We start from the raw sequence: 19,994 nt of genomic DNA, 5'->3' as shown, positions 1-19,994 counted from the left end.
GCCGCCTGTTCTTTGCTGCAGGCAGTTTTGTTTTTCAGGCGGTACGTCCGCCGAACTCGTCAGATAAGTGACGCTGTTCCCGTGAACAGGGCGGCACCAACCAGCAGCACAACAAGGCCGCCCAATCCGCTTATCAGTGTCAGTGTGCCGGACGCTGCGGGCGAAACGGTGCCGCGCGTCCAGATTGTAAGAAGGCCAACGGCTGCGAGCGTTACCCCCATGCCGATGGAGATGGCGGCTACTGTCAGCAGCCCGACAAGCCATGCACCGCTGGCAAGCGCAAACAACACCGCAATAAGTGCGCCGGTGCATGGCACGGCACCGACAGCGAAAGACAACAGCCCGCGCTCACGATTGACTGAGGCTTGTGTCTGGTGGGCGTGGTGCGCATGGGCGTGGTCATGGTTGTGGTCATGGTTGTGGTTGGGCGTGGTGTCGTGGGCATGTCCGCAGCCACATCCAAGTGCCTGCGCGCCGCCGGGCCAGGGCAGGTTGATGCCATCGGCAGCCAGCCAGATGGCGACGGCGCGATAGATCATGGCCAGACCGGCGACCGCGATCAGTGCGTAACTGACGAGTTTGACGACAGTAAAGGCTGTGCCGGAGGCATCGATAACACCGCCGAGCAAAACTGCGGCAACGATGGCAATCAGGGCTGCCGACCCAACATGCAGCGTGGCTATTTCGCTGGCCATGCGCAGGGCTTCGCGCGCGGGCGCAGGGCGACCTGCAAAGTAACCGGCCACCACCAGCTTGCCGTGGCCGGGGCCAAGCGCATGGAGCGCGCCGTAAGAAAAACCGATGCCCAAAGGCAGAAATGCTGCCTGCGAAAACTGTCCTGATTTGGCGGCTGCCTCAGCGTTTGCAAGTGCCACCATCAGGTAGCTGTGCAGATGCTCGACCTGATAGACGAGTTCGCCCATCAACGAAAAATTGCTGTACATTCCCGCGTGCATCGCGCACGCCGACGCTGTGCTCGTTGCCACAAGCAACCAGAACATGACCGATGATATACCGGCAACTGACGTTGCCACGGATTTGCGCATGTGTTGTCCCCACATGGTACATACTATGCCTATTGAATCGCCTAATGTCTCACATTATTTTTATGGCAATGCAGCAAAAACCTTCTTCCTCGCCCGGCAATACAAAAACCAAACTTATTCGCGCGGCTGAGCGGCTGTTTGCCGAAAACGGATTGGGCGCGGTGAGCGTACGCGACATCACGCGCGCTGCCGGGGCCCGCAACGAGTCTGCGCTCCACTATCATTTCGGCAGCAAGGAGGCGCTTATCCGCGCCGTTTTCGCGGATCGCATCCGGGCGATTGATGACCAGCGACTGGCAATCATTGCCTCGCATGATGAGATCGGGACCAGGGGCGATGTCACCAGCCTGATGCAAGCAGCTATCGCGCCGATGCTGGATGCCTGCGCGGAGGAGGGCGGACGACTCTACGCAACCTTCCTGATGCAAATTGCCGCCGATCCACGCTTCGATGTGGACAAGCTGATTGCTGACTTTGCGCCGGACGGCGTGCGCGAAGTGCGCGACAGGCTTGCGCCTGTGCTTGGGCATTTGCCGCGTGCGACCCGAAATGCGCGTATGCGCCGTCTGCCGACATTATGCATTACACTGATGGCTGACTATGCACGCGACATCACGGCAGGCGAGGCGGCACCGCCGCAATGGGCTATCGATGAAGCGGCGGCGTGCCTTGCGGGATTTCTGACGGCAGAACCGGGGCTTACGGCAGAACCGGAGCCGGGTGCCTGATACTGCCTGCATGATCTGCCGGCGGGTTCATCCCACCCACTTGATCACATACTCCAACGACTGACACAAAATAGGGAACACCCCCCATGGCTTTGATTGTTTACGGTGCAGGACCGTCACCCTTCGTGCGCAAGGTACGTGTTTTTCTGGCTGAGAAAGGCGCGGACTACCAGCACAAGAACGTCAATATTTTTCCGATGCCTGACTGGTTCAAGGACATGAGCCCGCTCAAGCGTATTCCGGTGCTGCAGGACACGGACCGCGCGGAACCAAACACAATTGCCGATTCCTCCGCCATTTGTGCGTATGCGGAACACGCATTCCCCGAGCCGTCGCTCTATCCCGCCGATGCCTGGGAACACGGCCGCGCGTGCTGGCTTGAAGAATATGCCGATACCGAAATGGCAAATGCCATCGGCATGGGTGTCTTTCGCCCTGTCGCGCTGGCGGCCCTCATGGGCAAGGAACAGGACAAGGCAAAAGCGGCTGAAACGATGAACGAACGTATGCCCGCCATGTTCGACTACCTGACCACGCAGATTGGCGATAATGAGTATTTTGCCGGCGGTGCGTTTTCAATCGCGGACATTGCCGTGGCAACGCAGTTTGTGAACCTGAAATATGCAGGCTTCACGCCGGACGATGCCAAATGGCCAGCCCTTGCCACCTACGTGGACCGCATACACGCGCGCGCCAGCTTCAAGGTGCTGATAGACGCAGACGCGCCGTTGTTTGCGGCAACGGCTGTGGCCTAGCGTCACTGCGAGCCTAACTGCGCAAATCCAGCCACGCGACCTCATCACTGCTCAGGCCGATGCTGAATACAGCGAGGGACGTGCGCAATTCTGACAGCGTGCGCGGGCCGACCAGTGCACAGGTCGGCATTTTCTGGGCCAGCACATAAGCAAGCGCGATGGTCATTGGCTCGACGCCTTTTTTCTCTGCCAGCTCGTAGGCGCGGCGGCGACGCTCGAAATTGTCGTCGCTGTAAAATGCGTAGACGAGGTCGGCGTCGGTCTTGATGTCGGGGCCGGCACGTTCCGTGAAGAAGCCGCGCGCCTGTGATGACCACGAGAACAGGGCAGTGTTGGTTTCCTCAAGCCACGCGCGGTAGTCATCGTCCGAACACGCCATAACGCCGGGCCAGATGGGGTTATTCATGCGCGCCAACGAGAAGTTGTTGGACAGAACGCCAAAGCCCTGCTTGTTGTTGGCGGCGGCATAGGCGTTGGCTTCGGCCATGCGTTCCTTGGTCCAGTTGGAGCCACCGAAAACGCTGATCCTGCCTTCGTCCTTCAGCTCGTTGAGCAAATCAACCCATTCGCCGATCGGCACCTGCGGGTCATCGCGGTGCAGAAAATAAATATCGGCGCGGTCGGTGCGCAGACGCTCCAGACTCTCTTCGAGTTGCGGGCGCACGGCATCCGGGCGGCAGTCAGGGGTATGGGCCCCCTTGCAGATCAGCACCAGGTCATCGCGGATGCCCCGGTCCTGCATCCAGCGGCCCAGAAGCTTTTCCATGATGCCGTCGCCATACAAATGGGCGGTATCAAAACAGTTGCCGCCCTGCGTGACAAAATCATCAAACTGCACTGCTGCGTGTGGCATGGATGTCTGGTTGTCGCAGCCCATGATGAGCGCCGACACCGGCTTTGCCACGCCCCTGATCGTGCGCATCTGCATGGGCGCATCCGGCGACACCTGCAGGGGCAGGCGGCTTGCCGTTGGCCAGCCCGATGTGATGGCTTCCGACGTATAGCGGAAGCGCGCAGTTTCGCGCCATGCATCAAGCGCGCGCATGTTGCCCAGTGTATCCGCTGTCGGCACCAGCGGGCTTTCGGTCAGGCCTTTTGAAATGCACTCGGCCACATGGTCGGCTTCAATTTCATACAGCCACTTGTCCTGTGTGACCTCAATGAACTCCGGAGCTTTGCCAAAGCGCCGCAACTCAATTTTGGACGTGCCGCCTTCCACGCCCGCAGCATGCCAGGGGCCTTGCAGATGGAGTGATCCGGTTTCGCCATAGACGTTGGCCGTGTTGGGCAACCAGGCTGAAACGCCGGTGGAAAGCTGCGCGATCACGTCGTAGTCAAACGTCATGAGGGCTGCGGCCCATTCGTCAACACCCGTTTCACCCAGACGTGCCGCACCCTTCACACTTGTTGGATTCATAAAGCCGGTCTTGGCATTGGCACCCGCCACAAGGCGGGCGAACGAAACGGGGTATAGCCCCACATCCATAATGCCGCCGCCGCCCAGATCATTGGCAAACAGTCGGCTTTGCGCATTGAACGGCGCATGGTAACCGAAGCTGGCCTCTATCGTCCGCACACTACCTATATCGCCATGCTCAATCATCTCCACCAGCGTGCGCGTTTGCGGAGCCAGCCGATACATGAAGGCTTCCATGAAAAAAACATTTGCCGCGCGGGCCGCTTCCACCATGGCCATTGTGTCGGCGTGATTGAGGGCTGCGGGTTTTTCCACCAGCACGTGTTTTCCGGCCTGGGCAGCGCGAATGGCCCATTGGGCATGGCTCGTATGGGGGGTGGCGATATAGACTGCATCTACCGCCGGGTCGGCCAGCAGTGCTTCATAACTACCGGATGAAGCGAACGCCTGTGCGCCCGCAGCCACACGCGGGTTATCGTCAGATTTCAGCTTCTCGACAAAGGCCTGCGCTGAGGTGCTGGCGCGGCTGCCGGTGCGCGCCAGAGTGCAGGTTTCGCTTTTGGCAACCGCGCGCGCGAATGCATGTGCAATCGAGCCGGTGCCAAGAATGCCCCAAGAGAGACCGGACATGCGCCCTCACTTCAATGTGTGTCTGATGGAAAAATGCCAGCCACTTGGGAGCCGCCAGCGGATGGCTCAATCGCACCTCTTTTGTGGCGCGTCAATTCAAATACGGGGCGGGACTGCAGATCAGGCGTCGCTGCTCAGGCGTAGCTACTGCGCGCGAGCATTGCCGGCTCGGGGAAAAAAAGCTGCGGAAGGCCTTTCAGCGGGCCAGGCACGTAGCTGCGTGCGTCAAAACCCTGCCAGTTATCGCGGTCAGCGACCAGACGGTCTGCAACCGCGAGCAGCACCAGCGGGTTTACGCCCATGCCGATATGCGAACAGACGATCTCGATGTTTTCGCGCGGCACACCGTCGTTGAGATCAAGATATTCCTTCGGAATGGACGTGGTGTCTGCATGGGCGATGCCATCATATGGGCTGAAAATCGCAACCAGCGGCACGCCCGGGGGCGGGCTGTGCAGCGACAGGTTTTCAAGCTCGGCTTCGTTCAGCAATTCTTCGACCGGGCGTCCGGTAAACCAGCGCATGGCGAACCCCACCCCCTTGTTGATGAGGTGCTGCTGATCTGCCTTCACGTGTGCCGGGCTTCCCAGCGTGATGACGCGGTCAACTTCGTCAGGGAACATGCGCGCCAGTTCGCGGGAGTAAATACCGCCGAGGCTCTGACCAATAAGGGACACGGCCTTGCCGTGTTCGTCCGCCATCATCTTGATCCGGTCACCCAGCAGACGACCAAGCGTGGCGATGTATTCCATGCTTTCAGGACCGCGGTTGATGCCCAGGCCCCAACTGTCAGCCACAAAACCGCGCTTGTTCAAAAACCGGTTGAGCGGGCGCAGCGATACTTCAGGGCCAGAGAAGCCCGGCAGCGTAAGAACAGGCGTACGCCCATCGCCGCGCGGGGCCATCTGATCCAGCAAAGGCTCAGTTAGTATTTTCGCGGCGAACTCGCCACCGGCCCACAGAGCGTCGCCCTGAAGGCGGAGAATGTCGATTGTGGTTTTGACTGGCATACGCCTGATCGCGAAAGCCGCGATTCCTTCATCATGGATACAATTCCACGCAAGTGTGACGCCTTTTATATGGGCATGTCATGCCTTTTTCGCAATCGCACTCTGCCTATTTTTTTAGCAGTTTATCGGCCGCCTAATCCTTGGACAAGCGCTGGAGTTGTGCCGCTGCAGAAAGTCTAATTTGTATGTGGAGTCATGTTATGTGGCGGTATTTACGAACATATTCTGCGCAGACGCACGGCGCGCGCTAGAGCGCATCGCCTGAAAAAGCGACAGTTTTGCAGTACACACCCTGCGTCGAGAGCGCGCGACACAGCCCATCAGCGGCGGTGCGCGAAGCAACAGGACCCGCGAGGAGTCTCTGAAATACACCACTTTCACCGGTGTCGATTCGCTGGATTCGCACGTTCAAACCGGACAATTCAGCGGGATGATTAGCCAGAAGTTCTGCCCAGCCGTCCGCCAAACGATCGCGCGACCGGTAAGACGCCAGGTGCAGGCCGATCGCCTCTGCGGTATCTGGCGCAGTTGGAGCAGGGCTCGCGGGCATTTCAGGTTGGGGCGCGGTTGCCGTGGGTGCCGGACGCGGTGGGGGTGGTGACGACGGGTCACTGGTGCGTGGAATTGAGGCGGTAATTGGCCCAAGCGCATCTTCCATGACGGCGAGACGCAGGTCCAAATCCTTCTCGCGGCTGACCAGCATTTCAAACGACGGGCGTACGATTGAATAATCCAGCTTGAGTTGCGCGAGATCGAACTCGAGGCGGGCAAGGCGCGCCTCAAGAGTTTCGCCGGGCACGCCAGGTGGCAGACCGCCGACAGTTGATCCGTTTGGTATCGACGCTGTGGTGATCGGATCAGCCCCGCCATCCGCGCAGCCAATAAGCGTGAGAGCTGAAAGTGAGGCGACAACAGCAACGCGAAGGGCGCCGCCACGGATGCCGGCGGGGGGAGTGACCGACGACCTCGCCATCACGTTACGTCGCCTCCCGATTGTCGCACTGTTCGCGGATATAAGGCTCCTACTCCACATGTAAGCGCGCCTCAAGATATGCGAATCAAGTCAAAAAAACTCTGCTTCGCTGGTAAACCTGCCACTGCGTCCCGTCAAACAGCATGGCAGGCTATTGTCCTCGTATGCCTCGGCCATTCTGGCTATTTTGCATCGCTGCGCGCCAAAATGATTAACAAATGGGCATTTTGGCCTTTTTGCAGCGTGCCAATGCTCCAAAATTAACCAAGAAAATCAATGTTCCTTCGGCATTTTTCCTTATGGCTTCATGGTTTAGGGGGGGTGTGTGCCAGATCGGGTCAGAACGGCCCGGATTGTGCAAACGCTGTAGGGAATTGAAATTGCCGTGCCGTGTCGGCGCGACTTAAGGTTGGGGTCTGGTCGGTGAGATCGGCAGACCTCTGGCTGTCTGGTGGGAAGGAAAGCCAACAATGTTTGAGGCACTACCAATTGAGGGGCTAATCGGCATCGGCGCATTTGTGGTGTCGATCATCCTGCTTGCCTTGATTCACGGGGTCAGCAGCGCCGTGCAAAGCGCGCAGGCATCTCGCCGGGAAGCGGCGAGACTGGTGGACCAGTTGAGTGCGCTGATGTCCGCCATCGACAGATCAGGGACGGACCCCAAAGGCCCCGCAGGTGCTCCTTCGCCGCGGCCGGTCAAACGTCGCCGCGCGGTGGCTGCGCGCCGCGCACCGGCAAATACCAAGAAGCGCTATGGCCCGCGCAGCATGGCCCAAGGTTGATCAAGGGTTGATCAGGGGCTAATCATTGCTCACCCCGCACTGATATTCGGTTTTTGTGTGCTGCCGACCTGCAACCATGTTTTGCAGCGCGAGGCTGGCTCTGCTACTTGGCTGATCAGGAAAGCGCAGTCGGCGACCGACGCGCTGTATCACCGGCCCGGCACCTGGCAGAAGCACCGCAAACCACCCCATGACACTGCTGACCCAAAAGTCCACGCGCCGCGCGGTAATCATTGCTCATGATTTGCTGGCGGCCACGCTTGCGTTTCCTGTCTCTGTTGTGCTGCGACTTGGGGACGAGGCAGTAACCAACGAGCTTTTGCAGCTCACTGAGGCGTGGCTTGTATTTGTGATTGTCGCCATGGGTGTGGTGGGAGCCTCCCGGCTTGACCGCGGGTCGTGGCGCTATGCATCGATAGACGATGCGCTTCGCATCGGGCGTGTGTCGGTCATTGCCAATCTCATTTTCCTGCTTGCGCTCTTTGTGCTGTTTCGCGCAGAGCTGATGCCGCGATCGGTTGTACTCATCAACATGTTTGTGTTCGCAGCGCTGCTGGCAGGCCCCCGCCTGATTTACCGAGCCTACCGCGATGGACGCATGGCGACGCTTCTGGAGCGCGGCACCCACTGGCGCGTGCCGGTGCTTATTGTCGGGGCGACAGACCAGGCCGAGGCGTTTCAGCGCCAGATGCTGCGCGATGCGGATTCTCCGTATCGGGTCATTGGCATTGTGGATGACGACCCGGCCCGTATCGGCACGACCATACGCGGTGTGCGGGTGCACGGACCATTGAACAAACTTCCCGACATCGTGGAGAAACTGGCCGGGCGGGGCGCACGACCAGAAAGGCTGGTGCTGACATCAGATGAGCCCAGCAAATTTAGCACCTCCCAACTGCTGCAGGTGGCTTCCGACCTTGATATGCGACTGGACCGCATTCCCGCGCAAAGCACGCTGCGCAAAGAAGATGGCTCGCGCCTTGAAGTTCAGCCGGTGGATGTGGAAGACCTGTTGAGCCGCCCGCAGGCGCAACTTGATAAAACGGCCATGCGCTCGCTTCTGGCAGGGCGACGGATTGTGGTGACCGGAGCGGGCGGATCCATAGGGTCTGAACTGGTGCGCCAGATTGCAGGCTTTGAGCCCGCGTCTGTCGCGCTGCTGGATTACGGCGAATACAATCTTTACGAAATCGACCGCGTAATGGGCGAGGACTTTCCCGACATTCCGCGTACGGCTTATCTGTGTGATGTGCGTGACGAAAAACGCATTGATGCTGTTTTTTGCGAGGTTAAGCCGCAGGTGGTGTTTCATGCTGCGGCCCTCAAGCATGTGCCGCTGCTGGAGCCGCAACCCGCTGAAGCCGTGCTGACCAACGTACTTGGCAGCCGCAACGTGGCTGATGCCTGCGTGCGCCACGGTGCTGACGTGATGGTGTTGATTTCCACCGACAAGGCGTCTGACCCCGTCAGCATCATGGGTGCGTCGAAGCGACTGGCGGAGGCCTATGCGCAGGCGCTTGATATTGACCAGCGAAACCACACGCACGGCACCCGGTTTGTAACGGTTCGCTTTGGCAACGTGCTGGGGTCGGCGGGCTCGGTGGTGCCGCTGTTTCAAAAGCAGCTTGCGAAGGGCGGACCGCTGACGGTAACCGACCCCGAAATGGTGCGCTACTTCATGACCATTCGCGAGGCTGTGCAACTGGTGCTGTATGCGAGTGCCCGCGAGCAGGGGCCGGAAGGCAATGTAGGGGCCATCGTCGTGCTGGATATGGGCGAGCCCGTGCGCATCATCGATATGGCACGGCAGATGATCAGGCTGGCGGGGCTTGAGCCGGACAAGGATATTGAAATCAGGATTACCGGCACACGACCCGGAGAGCGGTTGTCAGAACCCCTGTTTGACCGGCGCGAGGAACACCTGCCGTCGGGCCATCCGGGGCTGTTGCTGGCGCGGCCTGCCGTCGGGCCACTGGCGCAAATCGGCAATGCCGTTGATCAGATTGTGGCTCTGGCCCGCGACGGCGACCAGCCCGGCGTGCGCGCCTCGCTTGAGGCCCAGGTTGATTTGCAGTCAGCCGTTAGGGCGGCGGCGAAGGCAGGGGAAACCCTGCCTGCAGGCGGGCCATAAATCACGTGCCGGAATTACCTGCCGGTTTGGCTACGTAATGGTAACGCTCGGCAATCATACTTTATTTCGATTAACCGCAGCGCTGCCGTATGCAATGCGCCATAGACCGCCCTGCGCTTTGTTTGTTACCCAGCAGGACATGCAGGCCTGAAACCGGAGACCTAAGGAATGACTGCTGATACAGCGCGGAGCCGCCCCTTTGCCGTGATTATTCTCGCTGCGGGCAAGGGCACACGTATGCGCTCCGACATTCCCAAGGTGCTGCACAAGATTGCCGGCAAAACTGTGCTTGGTCACGCCGCGTCGGCCCCGCAGGCGCTTGACCCGGCCCACTTGGTGATCGTCGTTGGTCCGGGCATGGAGCATGTGGTTGAGGGCGTGCCCGGCGCCATAGCCGCAATACAGACTGAGCGCCTGGGCACCGCGCACGCCGTGCTTGCGGCCCGTGACGCGCTGGCCGGATTCGACGGCAACCTGATGATCCTCAACGGCGACGTGCCGCTGATCCGGACGGACACGCTGCGTGACCTGCAACACGGCCTTGATGGCGGCGCTGCTGTGTCAGTGCTTGGCTTTGAGTGTTCAGGCCCGCACGCCTATGGACGGCTGATTGTTGACGAGGCTGGCGCACTTGACCGCATTGTCGAGAACAAGGATGCGACGGCCGCTGAAAAAACTGCCACGCTGTGTAACTCCAATGCCATTTTCATGGATGGCGCACATGCGTGGGACATTCTCAGCGCAATCGACAATGACAATGCGCAGGGCGAATACTACCTGCCTGATGTTGTAAAGGTCGCCCGCGCGCGCGGTCTGGCGTGCTCTTTTGCTGTTGCACCGGAAGATGAAGTCCACGGCATTAACTCGCGCAGCGAGCTGGCCCGCGCAGAGGGGCTGTTGCAGGCGCGGCTGCGGGCCAGGGCCATGGATGAGGGGGCAACACTGATTGCTCCGGATACGGTCTTTTTCAGCCATGACACGCAGCTTGGCCGTGACGTTGTCGTTGAGCCGCATGTGGTGTTCGGACCCGGCGCTGTCGTGGAAGACGGCGCAACCATAAAAGCGTTTTCGCATGTTGAAGGGGCGCGGGTGGCGACGGGGGCAAGTGTTGGCCCCTTTGCGCGGCTGCGCCCCGGTGCCGATATTGGTTCCGGTGCCAAGATTGGAAACTTCGTTGAGGTCAAGAAGGCCACCATCGAGGCGGGCGCCAAGGTGAGCCACCTTTCCTATATTGGCGACGCACGTATCGGCGAAAACGCCAACGTGGGCGCGGGCACCATCACCTGCAACTATGATGGCTACGACAAGCACTTCACGGATATTGGAGCAGGGGCGTTTATCGGCTCGAACACGTCTTTGGTGGCACCCGTCATCATTGGCGACGGCGGGTTCACCGGCTCCGGCAGCGTCATTACCAAGGATGTAAGTGCGGATGCGCTGGCGGTTGAGCGTGCCCCGCAAAAAGAAGTTCCCGGCTGGGCGGCAAAGTTCCGTGCCCGCAAGGAAAAAGCCAAAAAGAAAGGCGCCTGACCCATGTGCGGCATTGTTGGTATAATCGGTAAAGGCGATGTGGCGCCGATCATTCTGGAGTCGCTGCGGCGGCTTGAATATCGCGGCTATGACAGTGCTGGCATTGCGACCCTGGTGGACGGTGCGATTGAGCGCCGTCGCGCGACGGGCAAGCTCAATGCACTGGCCGGGGAACTGGACGCCTCGCCGCTGGCAGGTCGTATCGGCATTGGCCATACGCGCTGGGCAACCCATGGCGCACCGACACAGGACAACGCCCATCCACATGCAACAGACCATGTGGCTGTTGTTCATAACGGGATCATCGAAAACTTCAAAGATCTGCGCGAGGAGCTTCAGGCGTCCGGTGCTGTATTTTCATCCGAAACGGACACCGAAGTCATTGCGCATCTGATAACCGGGTTTCTCACCAGCGGGATGGGGCCGCAAGATGCCGTGGCGGCCACGCTTGAAAAACTCGAAGGTGCGTTTGCCCTGGCGATTATTTTCAAGGGCGAACAATCCCTGATGATCGGCGCGCGTGAAGGCAGCCCGCTGGCTGTCGGCTATGGCGATGGGGAAATGTATCTGGGGTCAGACGCGTTTGCGCTTGCCCCCATGACCAATCGCGTGGCCTATCTGGACGATGGCGACCGGGTGGTGATTACCGACACCCGTGCGGATGTGTTCAATGCAGCCGGTGAGCCGGTGACGCGCGCCATACAGATTGTGCCTGTGTCTGCCGGACTAGTGGACAAAGGCAACCACCGCCATTTCATGGCCAAGGAAATACATGAGCAGCCTGAAGTGGCGGGCCATGTGCTGGGGCATTATGTGGACCCTACATCGCAGACCACCCGGCTGGCTGACCTGCCGTTTGATCTTGCGACTATTCCCAAAATCACCATCGTTGCCTGCGGCACGGCCTATTACGCCGGCGTGGTTGCCAAATACTGGTTTGAGCAACTGGCACGCGTGCCGGTTGAGGTGGATGTGGCGTCAGAGTTCCGGTACCGCGAAGGTGCAATGACGCCCGGCGGACTGGCTCTGTTCATCAGCCAGTCCGGCGAGACTGCGGATACGCTTGCGGCGCTGCGCTACTGTCGCGACAACGGTCAGCATGTTGCCAGCATCGTCAATGTTACCGAGAGCACGATCGCGCGGGAATCCGATCATATTTTCCCGACACTTGCAGGGCCTGAAATCGGCGTGGCCTCCACTAAAGCGTTTGTCTGCCAGTTGATGGTGCTGTCGGTGCTGGCCATTGCCACCGCGCGGGCGCGCGGCATGATTGATGCCGCCGAAGAAGCCCGGCTGACCGGCGAACTGACGGCAATGCCGCGCCACCTGTCAGAAGCGTTGCGTCTGGAGCCTGCAATTGAAAAACTGTCGCTTGAACTCTCCAACGCGCGTGACGTGCTGTATCTGGGGCGTGGCGTCAGCTACCCGCTGGCACTTGAGGGCGCGCTCAAACTCAAGGAGATTTCCTACATTCACGCCGAGGGGTACCCGGCGGGCGAACTCAAGCACGGACCGATTGCGCTGATTGATGAGGCGTTGCCGGTCATTGTAATTGCCCCCTACGACCGACTGTTTGAAAAGACTGTATCCAACATGCAGGAAGTAATGGCGCGGGGCGGGCGGATCATTTTGCTGTCCGACAAGCGCGGCGTTGAAATTGCCGGCGACGAAGCAAGCGCGCTGTTGCAGATGCCCGATGTTGACCCGTTTACGGCTCCTATTCTGTATGCAGTGCCGCTGCAGCTCATCGCCTACCATACGGCAGTACACAAAGGCACGGACGTGGATCAGCCGCGCAATCTGGCTAAATCCGTCACGGTTGAGTGAGCGGCACACGGGCGCGGATGTCCGCTTGCATTTGAGATATATTTCGACTCATTTGCACGAGAACACGGCTTAACTGCCCTGTTAATGCACCTTAAAACCGAATGCTGTTCCGCACGCTGACGTAACAATCCCATGCCAGGGTGTTCGCTCGAACAGGCAGGCGAACCGTTTCAACGGGCTGCGCGTCTGCTAGGTTCACTCAGCGACGTGGTGGAGCGATTCGTGACAAATATTTGCAACACAATACGCAGGCAGGCATCGGGCATTTTGCTGGCGGGCTTTGCTATGCTTTTTGTCGGCCTTATGCCTGCCGAAAGTCATGCGCAAACCGGCGCGTCTGACCGGCCTTCGGAGCAGGCGCTGGTTGCCGGCGTCAATGACGCCACGCAGGCGCTGATTGACGGGCGACTGGATGATGCGCTGCGGCTATTCAACGATGTGATTGCCACCAATGCGCTGGCACCACGGTTACTGGCGGCATCGCACTATCACCGAGGCATCATTCATCAGAAAAACGGTCGCTTTAACGACGCAGCGGCTGACTATACGACGGCTTTGTGGCTCGAAGAACTGCCGGACAACATGCGGGCGCGCGCGCATTACAATCGCGGTACGGCGCTGGACAATCTGGGCCAGCAGGAGCGCGCGAAGCAGGATTTTGATCTGGCGATTTCGCTAATGCCCGATATGGCCGCAGCCTACAACAACCGCGCCAATGTTCTTCGCCGCATGGGGCAGTATGAAGCGGCAATTGCGGATTACGACAAATCCATAGAGCTGGGCAACCCACTGCCGCATCTACCTCATTTCGGCAGGGCTGCCACGAAGGAAGCATTGGGCGACATCGAAGGCGCGCGGGCGGACCTCAAACAAGCAATGGCGCTTGCACCGGACTATGCCCCTGCGGCGGCGGCACTGGCAGCCTTACCAGCAGCCCCTTCTGCCTTGTTGACCGCGGCAGCACCCAGAGCGGTTGAAAGCGATGCGCCTGAGCCCGTCGCGCAGGTTGCCGAAACAACAGTAAAACCTGTTGAAACTGCAATGCTGCCGCCGCCCCCAGCGCAAGCCGGGTCAGCAGCGCGGGCAATTGAGGTCACTCCGACATTGAGTGCACTGCCACAGGCGGCACCTTCCCCCGTATCGCCAGTTTCCCCCGTATCGCCAGTGTTGCGGGCCGCAGCAGTGCCACAAGGCATGGATGAAGCACGGCGGATAACAACCGCCAGTTCAACTCTGGCGCAGCCCGAACCGCCAGTGCAGACTGCGGCCCCCATGCCGATGATGGGCACGTGGACAACCACCATTCTGCCCGCCGGTAGCCGGGAGGTGCTGACGCTGGACGATGCCTCGCCCGCGCTAACGGTGCCCTCCACGGGCAAAACGCAGGTTGCCGCAGCTACCGTTTCGCCGCGGGCATCAGCCCCCGTGCGCGTGAGTTCGGCGCAGTCAGGCGCGCAACCTCAAACAGGACTGTCGTTTCCAGGTATTTCAGCAGATGCATATCGTGAAGCCGTGCGTCCTGTCACGGCGGGGGTTGCCGTTTCGGTACCGGCCACTACGCCAACACCTGCCGCGCGCACCTATGCTGACTATGCAGGCATAGAGGCGACACCCCGCGCGGCTTCACGTCAACCCGCGCAACAGCAAGTTGCCCAGGGGGGCTTTGGCGTTCAGCTTGCGAGCTTCAGGTCTGAGGCAGAGGCACAGGCGGCATGGGCCGACATTATCGGTCGCCATGGCACAGTCCTGCAGGACCGTGAACATATGGTGCAGCGTGCGCAGGTGCCCGGCAAGGGCACGTATTTCAGGTTGCGGGTCGGACCGATGGCAGCCAAAGGCTCAGCCGCAGCACTGTGCAGTACGCTGAAGGCGCAGGGCCAGGATTGTTACGTCACCAAACTTTAGCGGTGTGCGCGCACGGACGTTTGCGCCGGGATGCTGCCGCGACTAACCTTTGCGATGAAACCAAACAGGGGTTAGTCAAATGGTTACAGCACTCAAGAGCCAGTTTCTGTTCACGATGTCGGCTGATCTGGAAGAGTCTATTCCTGTGGGTGCCGGGCCGCTTGGTATGCGTCTGGTCGCCTATGTGGCAGACGGCACCGTGAAAGGCGACAAGGTCAATGGCGTCATGCTGCCTGGCGGCGGGGACTGGGCGCTGATCCGCAGCGACGGCTGCCTTCAAATTGACGTGCGCGCCTGCATCAAGACCGATGACGGGGCAATCATTTACGCCACCTACGGCGGACGCATGGATATTCCCGCCGACCTTCAGCCGAAAGCCTTTAACCGCGCAACGGCTGAAACAATCGATCCTGGCGAATACTATTTCCGCACCTGCCCGCTGTTTGAAACAGGCGACGAGCGTTATGCGTGGCTGAACCGTATTCAGGCGGTTGGTGTTGGACGGCTCACATCTACCGGGGTGGCCTACGACGTCCATCAGATTTTATAGGTCAACTGGACCTGCCCGGCGCGTGGCCTAGATATCCATCCATGACAGTACGCGATGACACAAGCGACGAAGCGCAGGCCATATCAGCGGCACGCACCCTGATTGCGCAATATGGCGAGGATGCGCAGGTCATTGCCATGATGCGCGTGTCAGAGCTTGGCTTTGCCGGTGACATGGACGGCTATGCGCACTGGGAAATGGTGCTGGCGGCGGTTGAGGTGCTGAGCGAAGAGGGCGGGCCGCGTATTCTTGATTCCTAGGTGGCTTGTTCCTAGTCCGCAATCGCGTGGGACGAGGGGCGGGATGCCACATAGACGGCGCCCACGGCGCACAGGACGATGCCAAGCGCCGCAAGCGCCCAGTGCATCTGCGCCCCGAATGCCATCCATGCGGAGGCAAGCCCCATGCTGCTCAGCGCCAGCACCTTGGCGCGCGGCTTGATAACGCCGTAGGTTTCCCATTCAACAATGAACGGTCCAAACAGCCGGTTGGAAATCAGCCAGCGGTGCAGGGTGGGGGAACCTTTGGCGAAGGCCCATGCGGCCACAATCAGCGGACCCGTGGTGGGGATCAATGGCAGGAAAATGCCGATTGCACCCACCAGCAAAAATGTCACTCCGACCGCTATCCACATGCCGCGGCGGGACAGATGCAACCAGCCGTCCTCCTTGATCAGGGGATCGCTGTCATTATGCCGTAGGGGCATACTGGCCTCCACCTTTGCCAAAGCCTCGTGCGCGGCGGATGCTGCATTCGACATGTTGTGCGGCATTGCTCATTCCCCCTAAACTCCCGGTCAAACGACACTCAACAACACGGGATACGGGAAACGCATTGATGACCCAGGACATCGGTCTTACCTCGATTGGCGGATATATTCCGCGCCTTCGTCTTCAACGTAAGGCGGTTGCGACCGCACACCAATGGCTGGCACCCAATTTAATGGGCAAGGCCAGGGGTGAACGCTCGATGGCAAACTGGGACGAAGATGCCATAACCATGGCTGTTGAGGCGGCGCGCGACTGTCTGGGTCGCGATGATGACCGCAGCCACGTTGATGCCATCTATTTTGCCTCAACCACCATGCCGTTTGCCGACCGGCTGAACGCGGGCATGGTTGCGGCCGCATTAACGCTGGAAAGCGGCATTCAGTCCGCCGACATAACCTCCACAATGCGCGCGGGCACGACGGCGCTTATTCAGGCGCTCAATGCCGTGGGGGCGGGCACTGCTAAAAATGCGCTGGTGGCGACGGGTGAACACCGCCGCACGCGGGCTGCCAGCGCACAGGAAATGGATTTTGGCGATGCCGGTGCAGCACTCACTGTGGGCACGCAGAACGTCATCGCCAGGTTCATCGGCTCACACACTGAAACCGTGGATTTTGTGGATCACTTTCGCGGTGAGGGGGCTGAGTTTGATTACAACTGGGAAGAGCGCTGGATACGTGATGAGGGCTTTTCCAAGATCGTGCCCAAGGCGATTGCGGCAGCTTTGGAAAAGACCGGCGTCAGTGCGGACGATATCGATCATTTCGTGATGCCGTGCACGTTCCCGCGTCTGCCTGAAACGCTTGCCAAAAAGTCCGGCATTGACCCTGACAAGGTGAGGGACAACCTTGCCATGCAGTGCGGTGAGGCAGGGGCGGCGCACGGGCTGGTGATGCTGGTTCATGCGTTGCAGGAGGCAACGCCGGGCCAGAAGATTTTGCTTTTGCAGTTTGGTCAGGGCTGCGACGCGCTGATTTTTGAAACGACGGATCTGATCGGCTCAATCTCAGACAAACGCGGCATTGTCGGGTCGCTGGCTCAAGGTCGGCCTGAAGACAACTACATGAAGTTTCTTGTGTTCAACGGTCTGGTTGAATGGGAGCAGGGGATGCGCGCCGAGCAGGACAACAAGACTGCGCTCACCACGCTTTACCGCAACGAAGACATGATCATGGGTCTCGTCGGTGGCAAATGCTCCAAGACGGGGACGGTGCAGTTTCCCCGCTCGCGCATTTCGGTCAATCCGAACGATCACACAGTGGATACGCAGGAGCCGTACAAGTTTGCAGAGAAGCAGGCAAAAATCCTGTCGTGGTCGGCGGACTATCTGTCAGCTTCCAAGAGCCCGCCAAATCACTACGGCATGATTACCTTTGAAGAAGGCGGACGGATCATGATGTCGTTCACGGATGTTATTCCGGGTACGGTGGATTCAGGAATGGACGTTGATCTGGCGTTCCGCATTCACTCGAAAGATGACCGCCGCGGTTTCACCCGGTACTTCTGGAAGGCCGTGCCGCGCGTATCAGCCCAGGCTGGCGCAACAGCGCAGGCGGCCGAATAGTGGCAACCCTCGTTCTTGTGCACGGCGCATGGCATGGCGGCTGGTGCTGGGACACCCTTGTGCCGCTGCTTGAAGCGCAAGGCCACACAGTGATCGCGCCTGATTTGCCGGGTCATGACACGTCCGACGGGGCACCCGCCACGACAACGCTTGAAGACTATGGTCGCGCTGTTGCGGCTGTGGCGAATGCGCAAAGTGGGCCTGTGGTTCTGGTCGGCCACTCCATGGGTGGCGGCGTCATCACGCAGGCGGCCAGTTACTCAACCAACCTTGCGGGACTGGTGTACGTGGCGGCGTTCGTGCCGCAGCACGGCGACAGCATTGCAGCACTTGCAGGCAGTGGACCGGACTCCGAATTGAACGATTATGTTGACCTTGCCCCCACCGGAACGCACACGACCATTCGTGAAGGCGGCGCAGCGATAGTGTTTTACGGGCACTGCGCACCCGATGCGGCAGCTGCTGCGGCGGATCGGCTTATCCCTCAGGCGATCACGCCGCTGACGGATGCCCTGGAAGACCCGTACAACGCAGCGATGACACTCCCTGCATTTGGCATTATCTGCACTGATGACAAGGCTGTGCATCCCGACCTTCAGCGTGTGATGTGTGGTGAACGCGGGATGCCGACCTTTGATCTGGATACCGACCATTCGCCCTTCATGTCGATGCCGGAGACACTGGCTGACACACTCAGCACGGCCCTATCAGAAATGGACCTTTCATCATGACCCTTCTTGGCATTGTCGGCCGTGTATTGCTCGGCCTGTTTTTTCTTGTCCCCGGCATCATGAAAGCGCTTGATCCGGCGGCAGGCATGGAAATCATGGTGGCCCGCGAGGTGCCGTTCATGGTGCCGCTGTATTGGGCATCAGTCGTGATCGAGATCGTGTTCGGCGCTATGCTGATTATCGGCTACCGCGAAGTGATTGCAGCGCTTGTGCTGGCGGCTTTGACCATGGCCATCAATGTGGGCGTGCATAACTTCTGGGCGGTGCCCGAAGAAATTGTGATGACCGAACTTCAGCTTTTCATCAAGAATACAGCCATTCTAGGCGGGCTTTTGGTTGCCGCCGCATGGGGCTATTCTAAGCGCTGACAGCTATTGAAATCGAAACCGGCCCATCATGTATGTGGCCAACAGGAGGACACGGCAACATGGCAAGCGGCATCAAGGACAAAGTCGCCATTCTGGGCATGGGGTGCTCGAAGTTCGGTGAGCGGTGGGACAGCGACCCCGAAGACCTGATGGTGGAAGCGTATCTCGAAGCCATGCAGGATGCAGGCGTTGAGCCGACGCAACTGGATGCGGCGTGGTTCTCCACCCACATTGACGAAATCGGCACTGGCAAGGGTGGCACGCCGCTGTCCATCGCCCTCAAGCTGCCGAACATTGCGGTCACGCGCGTTGAAAACTTCTGCGCGTCAGGGTCCGAAGCCTTTCGCGGCGCGGTGTATGCCGTCGCGTCCGGTGCCTGCGACATTGCGCTGGCGCTTGGTGTTGAAAAGCTGAAAGATACGGGCTACGGTGGTCTGCCGACGGGGAATATGGGCACGCTCATTCCGCAGTGGGCCCCCACAGGTTCTGCGCCGGGCAACTTTGCGCAGCTTGCGTCTGCGTATCGCGCCAAGCACAACGTCTCCAAAGATGACCTCAAGCGCGCCATTGCGCATGTCTCCGTAAAGAGCCACGAGAACGGCGCGAAGAACGGCAAGGCGCATCTGCAAAAGGCCGTGACTGAGGAGCAGGTGCTGAATGCGCCGATGATTGCGGAGCCGCTTGGGCTGTTTGATTGCTGCGGCGTGTCGGACGGCGCGGCGGCTGCCATCGTCACCACACCTGAAATCGCCAAGGCCATGGGCAAACACGACATCGTAACGGTGAAGGCGTTGCAGCTTTCTGTATCCAACGGTCTGGAGAGCCAGCACAATTCGTGGGATGGCTCGTACTTCCACACAGCGCGCATTGCCGCCAGGAAGGCCTATCAGGAAGCTGGCATCGACAAGCCCCGCGAGCAGGTCTCGATGATGGAAGTGCATGACTGCTTCTCCGTAACCGAACTTGTGACCATGGAAGACCTGTTCATTTCGCCTGAAGGCGGTGCCGTCAAAGATGTGATGGATGGCTTTTATGATGCTGACGGTCAGGTGCCATGCCAGATTGATGGCGGTCTCAAATGCTTTGGCCACCCCATCGGCGCGTCAGGTCTGCGGATGCTCTATGAAATGTATCTGCAACTACAAGGTCGTGCCGATGCCCGGCAACTGGCAGACCCGAAAATCGGCCTGACTCACAATCTGGGTGGCTCGCCATCACAGAATGTGTGCTCGGTCTCGATTATTGGTGCCCACGGAGCCTAGCAACGGCAACCAGAG

At 59.6% G+C, this 19,994-nt stretch carries 18 protein-coding genes; 13 read left to right on the top strand and 5 right to left on the bottom strand.

The window, feature by feature from the left end; genetic code table 11:
- Window positions 1-59 precede the first annotated feature (59 nt).
- A complete protein-coding gene (locus RIB87_RS01465) occupies window positions 60-1,046 on the bottom strand; it encodes a HoxN/HupN/NixA family nickel/cobalt transporter (RefSeq protein WP_350142756.1) in 987 nt (328 codons plus the stop codon).
- 44 nt (window positions 1,047-1,090) lie between these two features.
- Here RIB87_RS01465 and RIB87_RS01460 point away from each other — a divergent pair, with 44 nt between their 5' ends.
- Together RIB87_RS01460 and RIB87_RS01455 are read left to right on the top strand one after the other, a co-directional pair.
- A complete protein-coding gene (locus RIB87_RS01460; RefSeq protein ID WP_350142754.1) occupies window positions 1,091-1,774 on the top strand; it encodes a TetR/AcrR family transcriptional regulator in 684 nt (227 codons plus the stop codon).
- Window positions 1,775-1,860: 86 nt separating this feature from the next.
- Complete coding sequence (locus RIB87_RS01455) at window positions 1,861-2,529, top strand: glutathione S-transferase family protein (protein ID WP_350142752.1); 669 nt, start codon at window positions 1,861-1,863, stop codon at window positions 2,527-2,529.
- Between the two features lie 13 nt (window positions 2,530-2,542).
- Here the strand turns inward: RIB87_RS01455 and RIB87_RS01450 are convergent, their stop codons facing one another.
- From RIB87_RS01450 to RIB87_RS01440, 3 genes are all read right to left on the bottom strand, one after another.
- The gene (locus RIB87_RS01450; protein ID WP_350142750.1) at window positions 2,543-4,576 is read right to left on the bottom strand and encodes an aldo/keto reductase; all 2,034 of its coding nucleotides are present in this window, start codon (window positions 4,574-4,576) and stop codon (window positions 2,543-2,545) included.
- Window positions 4,577-4,710: 134 nt separating this feature from the next.
- The gene (locus tag RIB87_RS01445) at window positions 4,711-5,586 is read right to left on the bottom strand and encodes an esterase/lipase family protein (RefSeq protein WP_350142748.1); all 876 of its coding nucleotides are present in this window, start codon (window positions 5,584-5,586) and stop codon (window positions 4,711-4,713) included.
- Between the two features lie 247 nt (window positions 5,587-5,833).
- Complete coding sequence (locus tag RIB87_RS01440) at window positions 5,834-6,559, bottom strand: SPOR domain-containing protein (RefSeq protein WP_350142746.1); 726 nt, start codon at window positions 6,557-6,559, stop codon at window positions 5,834-5,836.
- 470 nt (window positions 6,560-7,029) lie between these two features.
- On the opposite strand from RIB87_RS01440, the gene RIB87_RS01435 reads away from it, so the two are divergent.
- The 7 genes from RIB87_RS01435 to RIB87_RS01405 all read left to right on the top strand — a co-directional run bounded on the left by RIB87_RS01435 (window position 7,030) and on the right by RIB87_RS01405 (window position 15,544).
- On the top strand, window positions 7,030-7,341 hold the full coding sequence (locus RIB87_RS01435) for a hypothetical protein (protein ID WP_350142744.1): 312 nt from the start codon (window positions 7,030-7,032) through the stop codon (window positions 7,339-7,341).
- 190 nt (window positions 7,342-7,531) lie between these two features.
- On the top strand, window positions 7,532-9,472 hold the full coding sequence (locus tag RIB87_RS01430; protein ID WP_350142742.1) for a polysaccharide biosynthesis protein: 1,941 nt from the start codon (window positions 7,532-7,534) through the stop codon (window positions 9,470-9,472).
- 168 nt (window positions 9,473-9,640) lie between these two features.
- Window positions 9,641-11,002: a bifunctional UDP-N-acetylglucosamine diphosphorylase/glucosamine-1-phosphate N-acetyltransferase GlmU gene (gene glmU / locus RIB87_RS01425; RefSeq protein ID WP_350142740.1), complete on the top strand. Its 1,362-nt coding sequence runs from the start codon at window positions 9,641-9,643 to the stop codon at window positions 11,000-11,002.
- A 3-nt stretch (window positions 11,003-11,005) separates the two neighbouring features.
- Window positions 11,006-12,829 (top strand): glutamine--fructose-6-phosphate transaminase (isomerizing), encoded by a 1,824-nt coding sequence (glmS, locus tag RIB87_RS01420; protein ID WP_350142738.1) that lies wholly within the window; start codon window positions 11,006-11,008, stop codon window positions 12,827-12,829.
- A 222-nt stretch (window positions 12,830-13,051) separates the two neighbouring features.
- Entirely contained in the window at window positions 13,052-14,734 is a 1,683-nt protein-coding gene (locus RIB87_RS01415; RefSeq protein ID WP_350142736.1) for a tetratricopeptide repeat protein, read from the top strand.
- Window positions 14,735-14,813: 79 nt separating this feature from the next.
- A complete protein-coding gene (locus RIB87_RS01410; protein WP_350142734.1) occupies window positions 14,814-15,284 on the top strand; it encodes a DUF3237 domain-containing protein in 471 nt (156 codons plus the stop codon).
- 41 nt (window positions 15,285-15,325) lie between these two features.
- Window positions 15,326-15,544, top strand: coding sequence for a hypothetical protein (locus RIB87_RS01405; protein ID WP_350142732.1), 219 nt, complete (start codon window positions 15,326-15,328; stop codon window positions 15,542-15,544).
- Between the two features lie 11 nt (window positions 15,545-15,555).
- Here RIB87_RS01405 and RIB87_RS01400 read toward each other — a convergent pair whose 3' ends face one another.
- Window positions 15,556-16,056, bottom strand: a complete 501-nt coding sequence (locus RIB87_RS01400) for a YbaN family protein (RefSeq protein ID WP_350142730.1) — start codon at window positions 16,054-16,056, stop codon at window positions 15,556-15,558.
- A 65-nt stretch (window positions 16,057-16,121) separates the two neighbouring features.
- On the opposite strand from RIB87_RS01400, the gene RIB87_RS01395 reads away from it, so the two are divergent.
- The 4 genes from RIB87_RS01395 to RIB87_RS01380 are packed head-to-tail and all read left to right on the top strand — an operon-like array spanning window position 16,122 to window position 19,979.
- Window positions 16,122-17,618: a hydroxymethylglutaryl-CoA synthase family protein gene (locus tag RIB87_RS01395; protein ID WP_350142728.1), complete on the top strand. Its 1,497-nt coding sequence runs from the start codon at window positions 16,122-16,124 to the stop codon at window positions 17,616-17,618.
- A complete protein-coding gene (locus RIB87_RS01390; protein WP_350142726.1) occupies window positions 17,618-18,349 on the top strand; it encodes an alpha/beta fold hydrolase in 732 nt (243 codons plus the stop codon). Before RIB87_RS01395 ends, RIB87_RS01390 begins: the two co-directional genes overlap by 1 nt.
- The gene (locus RIB87_RS01385) at window positions 18,346-18,717 is read left to right on the top strand and encodes a DoxX family protein (protein WP_350142724.1); all 372 of its coding nucleotides are present in this window, start codon (window positions 18,346-18,348) and stop codon (window positions 18,715-18,717) included. The genes RIB87_RS01390 and RIB87_RS01385 overlap by 4 nt, the downstream gene beginning before the upstream one ends.
- Window positions 18,718-18,776: 59 nt before the next feature.
- A complete protein-coding gene (locus RIB87_RS01380; RefSeq protein WP_350142722.1) occupies window positions 18,777-19,979 on the top strand; it encodes an acetyl-CoA acetyltransferase in 1,203 nt (400 codons plus the stop codon).
- Window positions 19,980-19,994: the final 15 nt, after the last annotated feature.

This window comes from Pyruvatibacter sp. (genome assembly GCF_040219635.1).
In the GTDB taxonomy this organism is placed as follows: domain Bacteria; phylum Pseudomonadota; class Alphaproteobacteria; order CGMCC-115125; family CGMCC-115125; genus Pyruvatibacter.
The sequence above is the reverse complement of the archived record's forward strand: the minus strand, read 5'-3'. Positions and strand labels throughout refer to the sequence as shown.

Excerpts from the sequence above, each read along its gene's own strand:
- RIB87_RS01465 (WP_350142756.1), bottom strand. The coding sequence starts at position 1,046 with ATGCGCAAATCCGTGGCAACGTCAGTTGCCGGTATATCATCGGTCATG.
- RIB87_RS01460 (WP_350142754.1), top strand. The coding sequence starts at position 1,091 with ATGTCTCACATTATTTTTATGGCAATGCAGCAAAAACCTTCTTCCTCG.
- RIB87_RS01455 (WP_350142752.1), top strand. The coding sequence starts at position 1,861 with ATGGCTTTGATTGTTTACGGTGCAGGACCGTCACCCTTCGTGCGCAAG.
- RIB87_RS01450 (WP_350142750.1), bottom strand. The coding sequence starts at position 4,576 with ATGTCCGGTCTCTCTTGGGGCATTCTTGGCACCGGCTCGATTGCACAT.
- RIB87_RS01445 (WP_350142748.1), bottom strand. The coding sequence starts at position 5,586 with ATGCCAGTCAAAACCACAATCGACATTCTCCGCCTTCAGGGCGACGCT.
- RIB87_RS01440 (WP_350142746.1), bottom strand. The coding sequence starts at position 6,559 with ATGGCGAGGTCGTCGGTCACTCCCCCCGCCGGCATCCGTGGCGGCGCC.
- RIB87_RS01435 (WP_350142744.1), top strand. The coding sequence starts at position 7,030 with ATGTTTGAGGCACTACCAATTGAGGGGCTAATCGGCATCGGCGCATTT.
- RIB87_RS01430 (WP_350142742.1), top strand. The coding sequence starts at position 7,532 with ATGACACTGCTGACCCAAAAGTCCACGCGCCGCGCGGTAATCATTGCT.
- glmU (WP_350142740.1), top strand. The coding sequence starts at position 9,641 with ATGACTGCTGATACAGCGCGGAGCCGCCCCTTTGCCGTGATTATTCTC.
- glmS (WP_350142738.1), top strand. The coding sequence starts at position 11,006 with ATGTGCGGCATTGTTGGTATAATCGGTAAAGGCGATGTGGCGCCGATC.
- RIB87_RS01410 (WP_350142734.1), top strand. The coding sequence starts at position 14,814 with ATGGTTACAGCACTCAAGAGCCAGTTTCTGTTCACGATGTCGGCTGAT.
- RIB87_RS01405 (WP_350142732.1), top strand. The coding sequence starts at position 15,326 with ATGACAGTACGCGATGACACAAGCGACGAAGCGCAGGCCATATCAGCG.
- RIB87_RS01400 (WP_350142730.1), bottom strand. The coding sequence starts at position 16,056 with ATGCCGCACAACATGTCGAATGCAGCATCCGCCGCGCACGAGGCTTTG.
- RIB87_RS01395 (WP_350142728.1), top strand. The coding sequence starts at position 16,122 with ATGACCCAGGACATCGGTCTTACCTCGATTGGCGGATATATTCCGCGC.
- RIB87_RS01385 (WP_350142724.1), top strand. The coding sequence starts at position 18,346 with ATGACCCTTCTTGGCATTGTCGGCCGTGTATTGCTCGGCCTGTTTTTT.
- RIB87_RS01380 (WP_350142722.1), top strand. The coding sequence starts at position 18,777 with ATGGCAAGCGGCATCAAGGACAAAGTCGCCATTCTGGGCATGGGGTGC.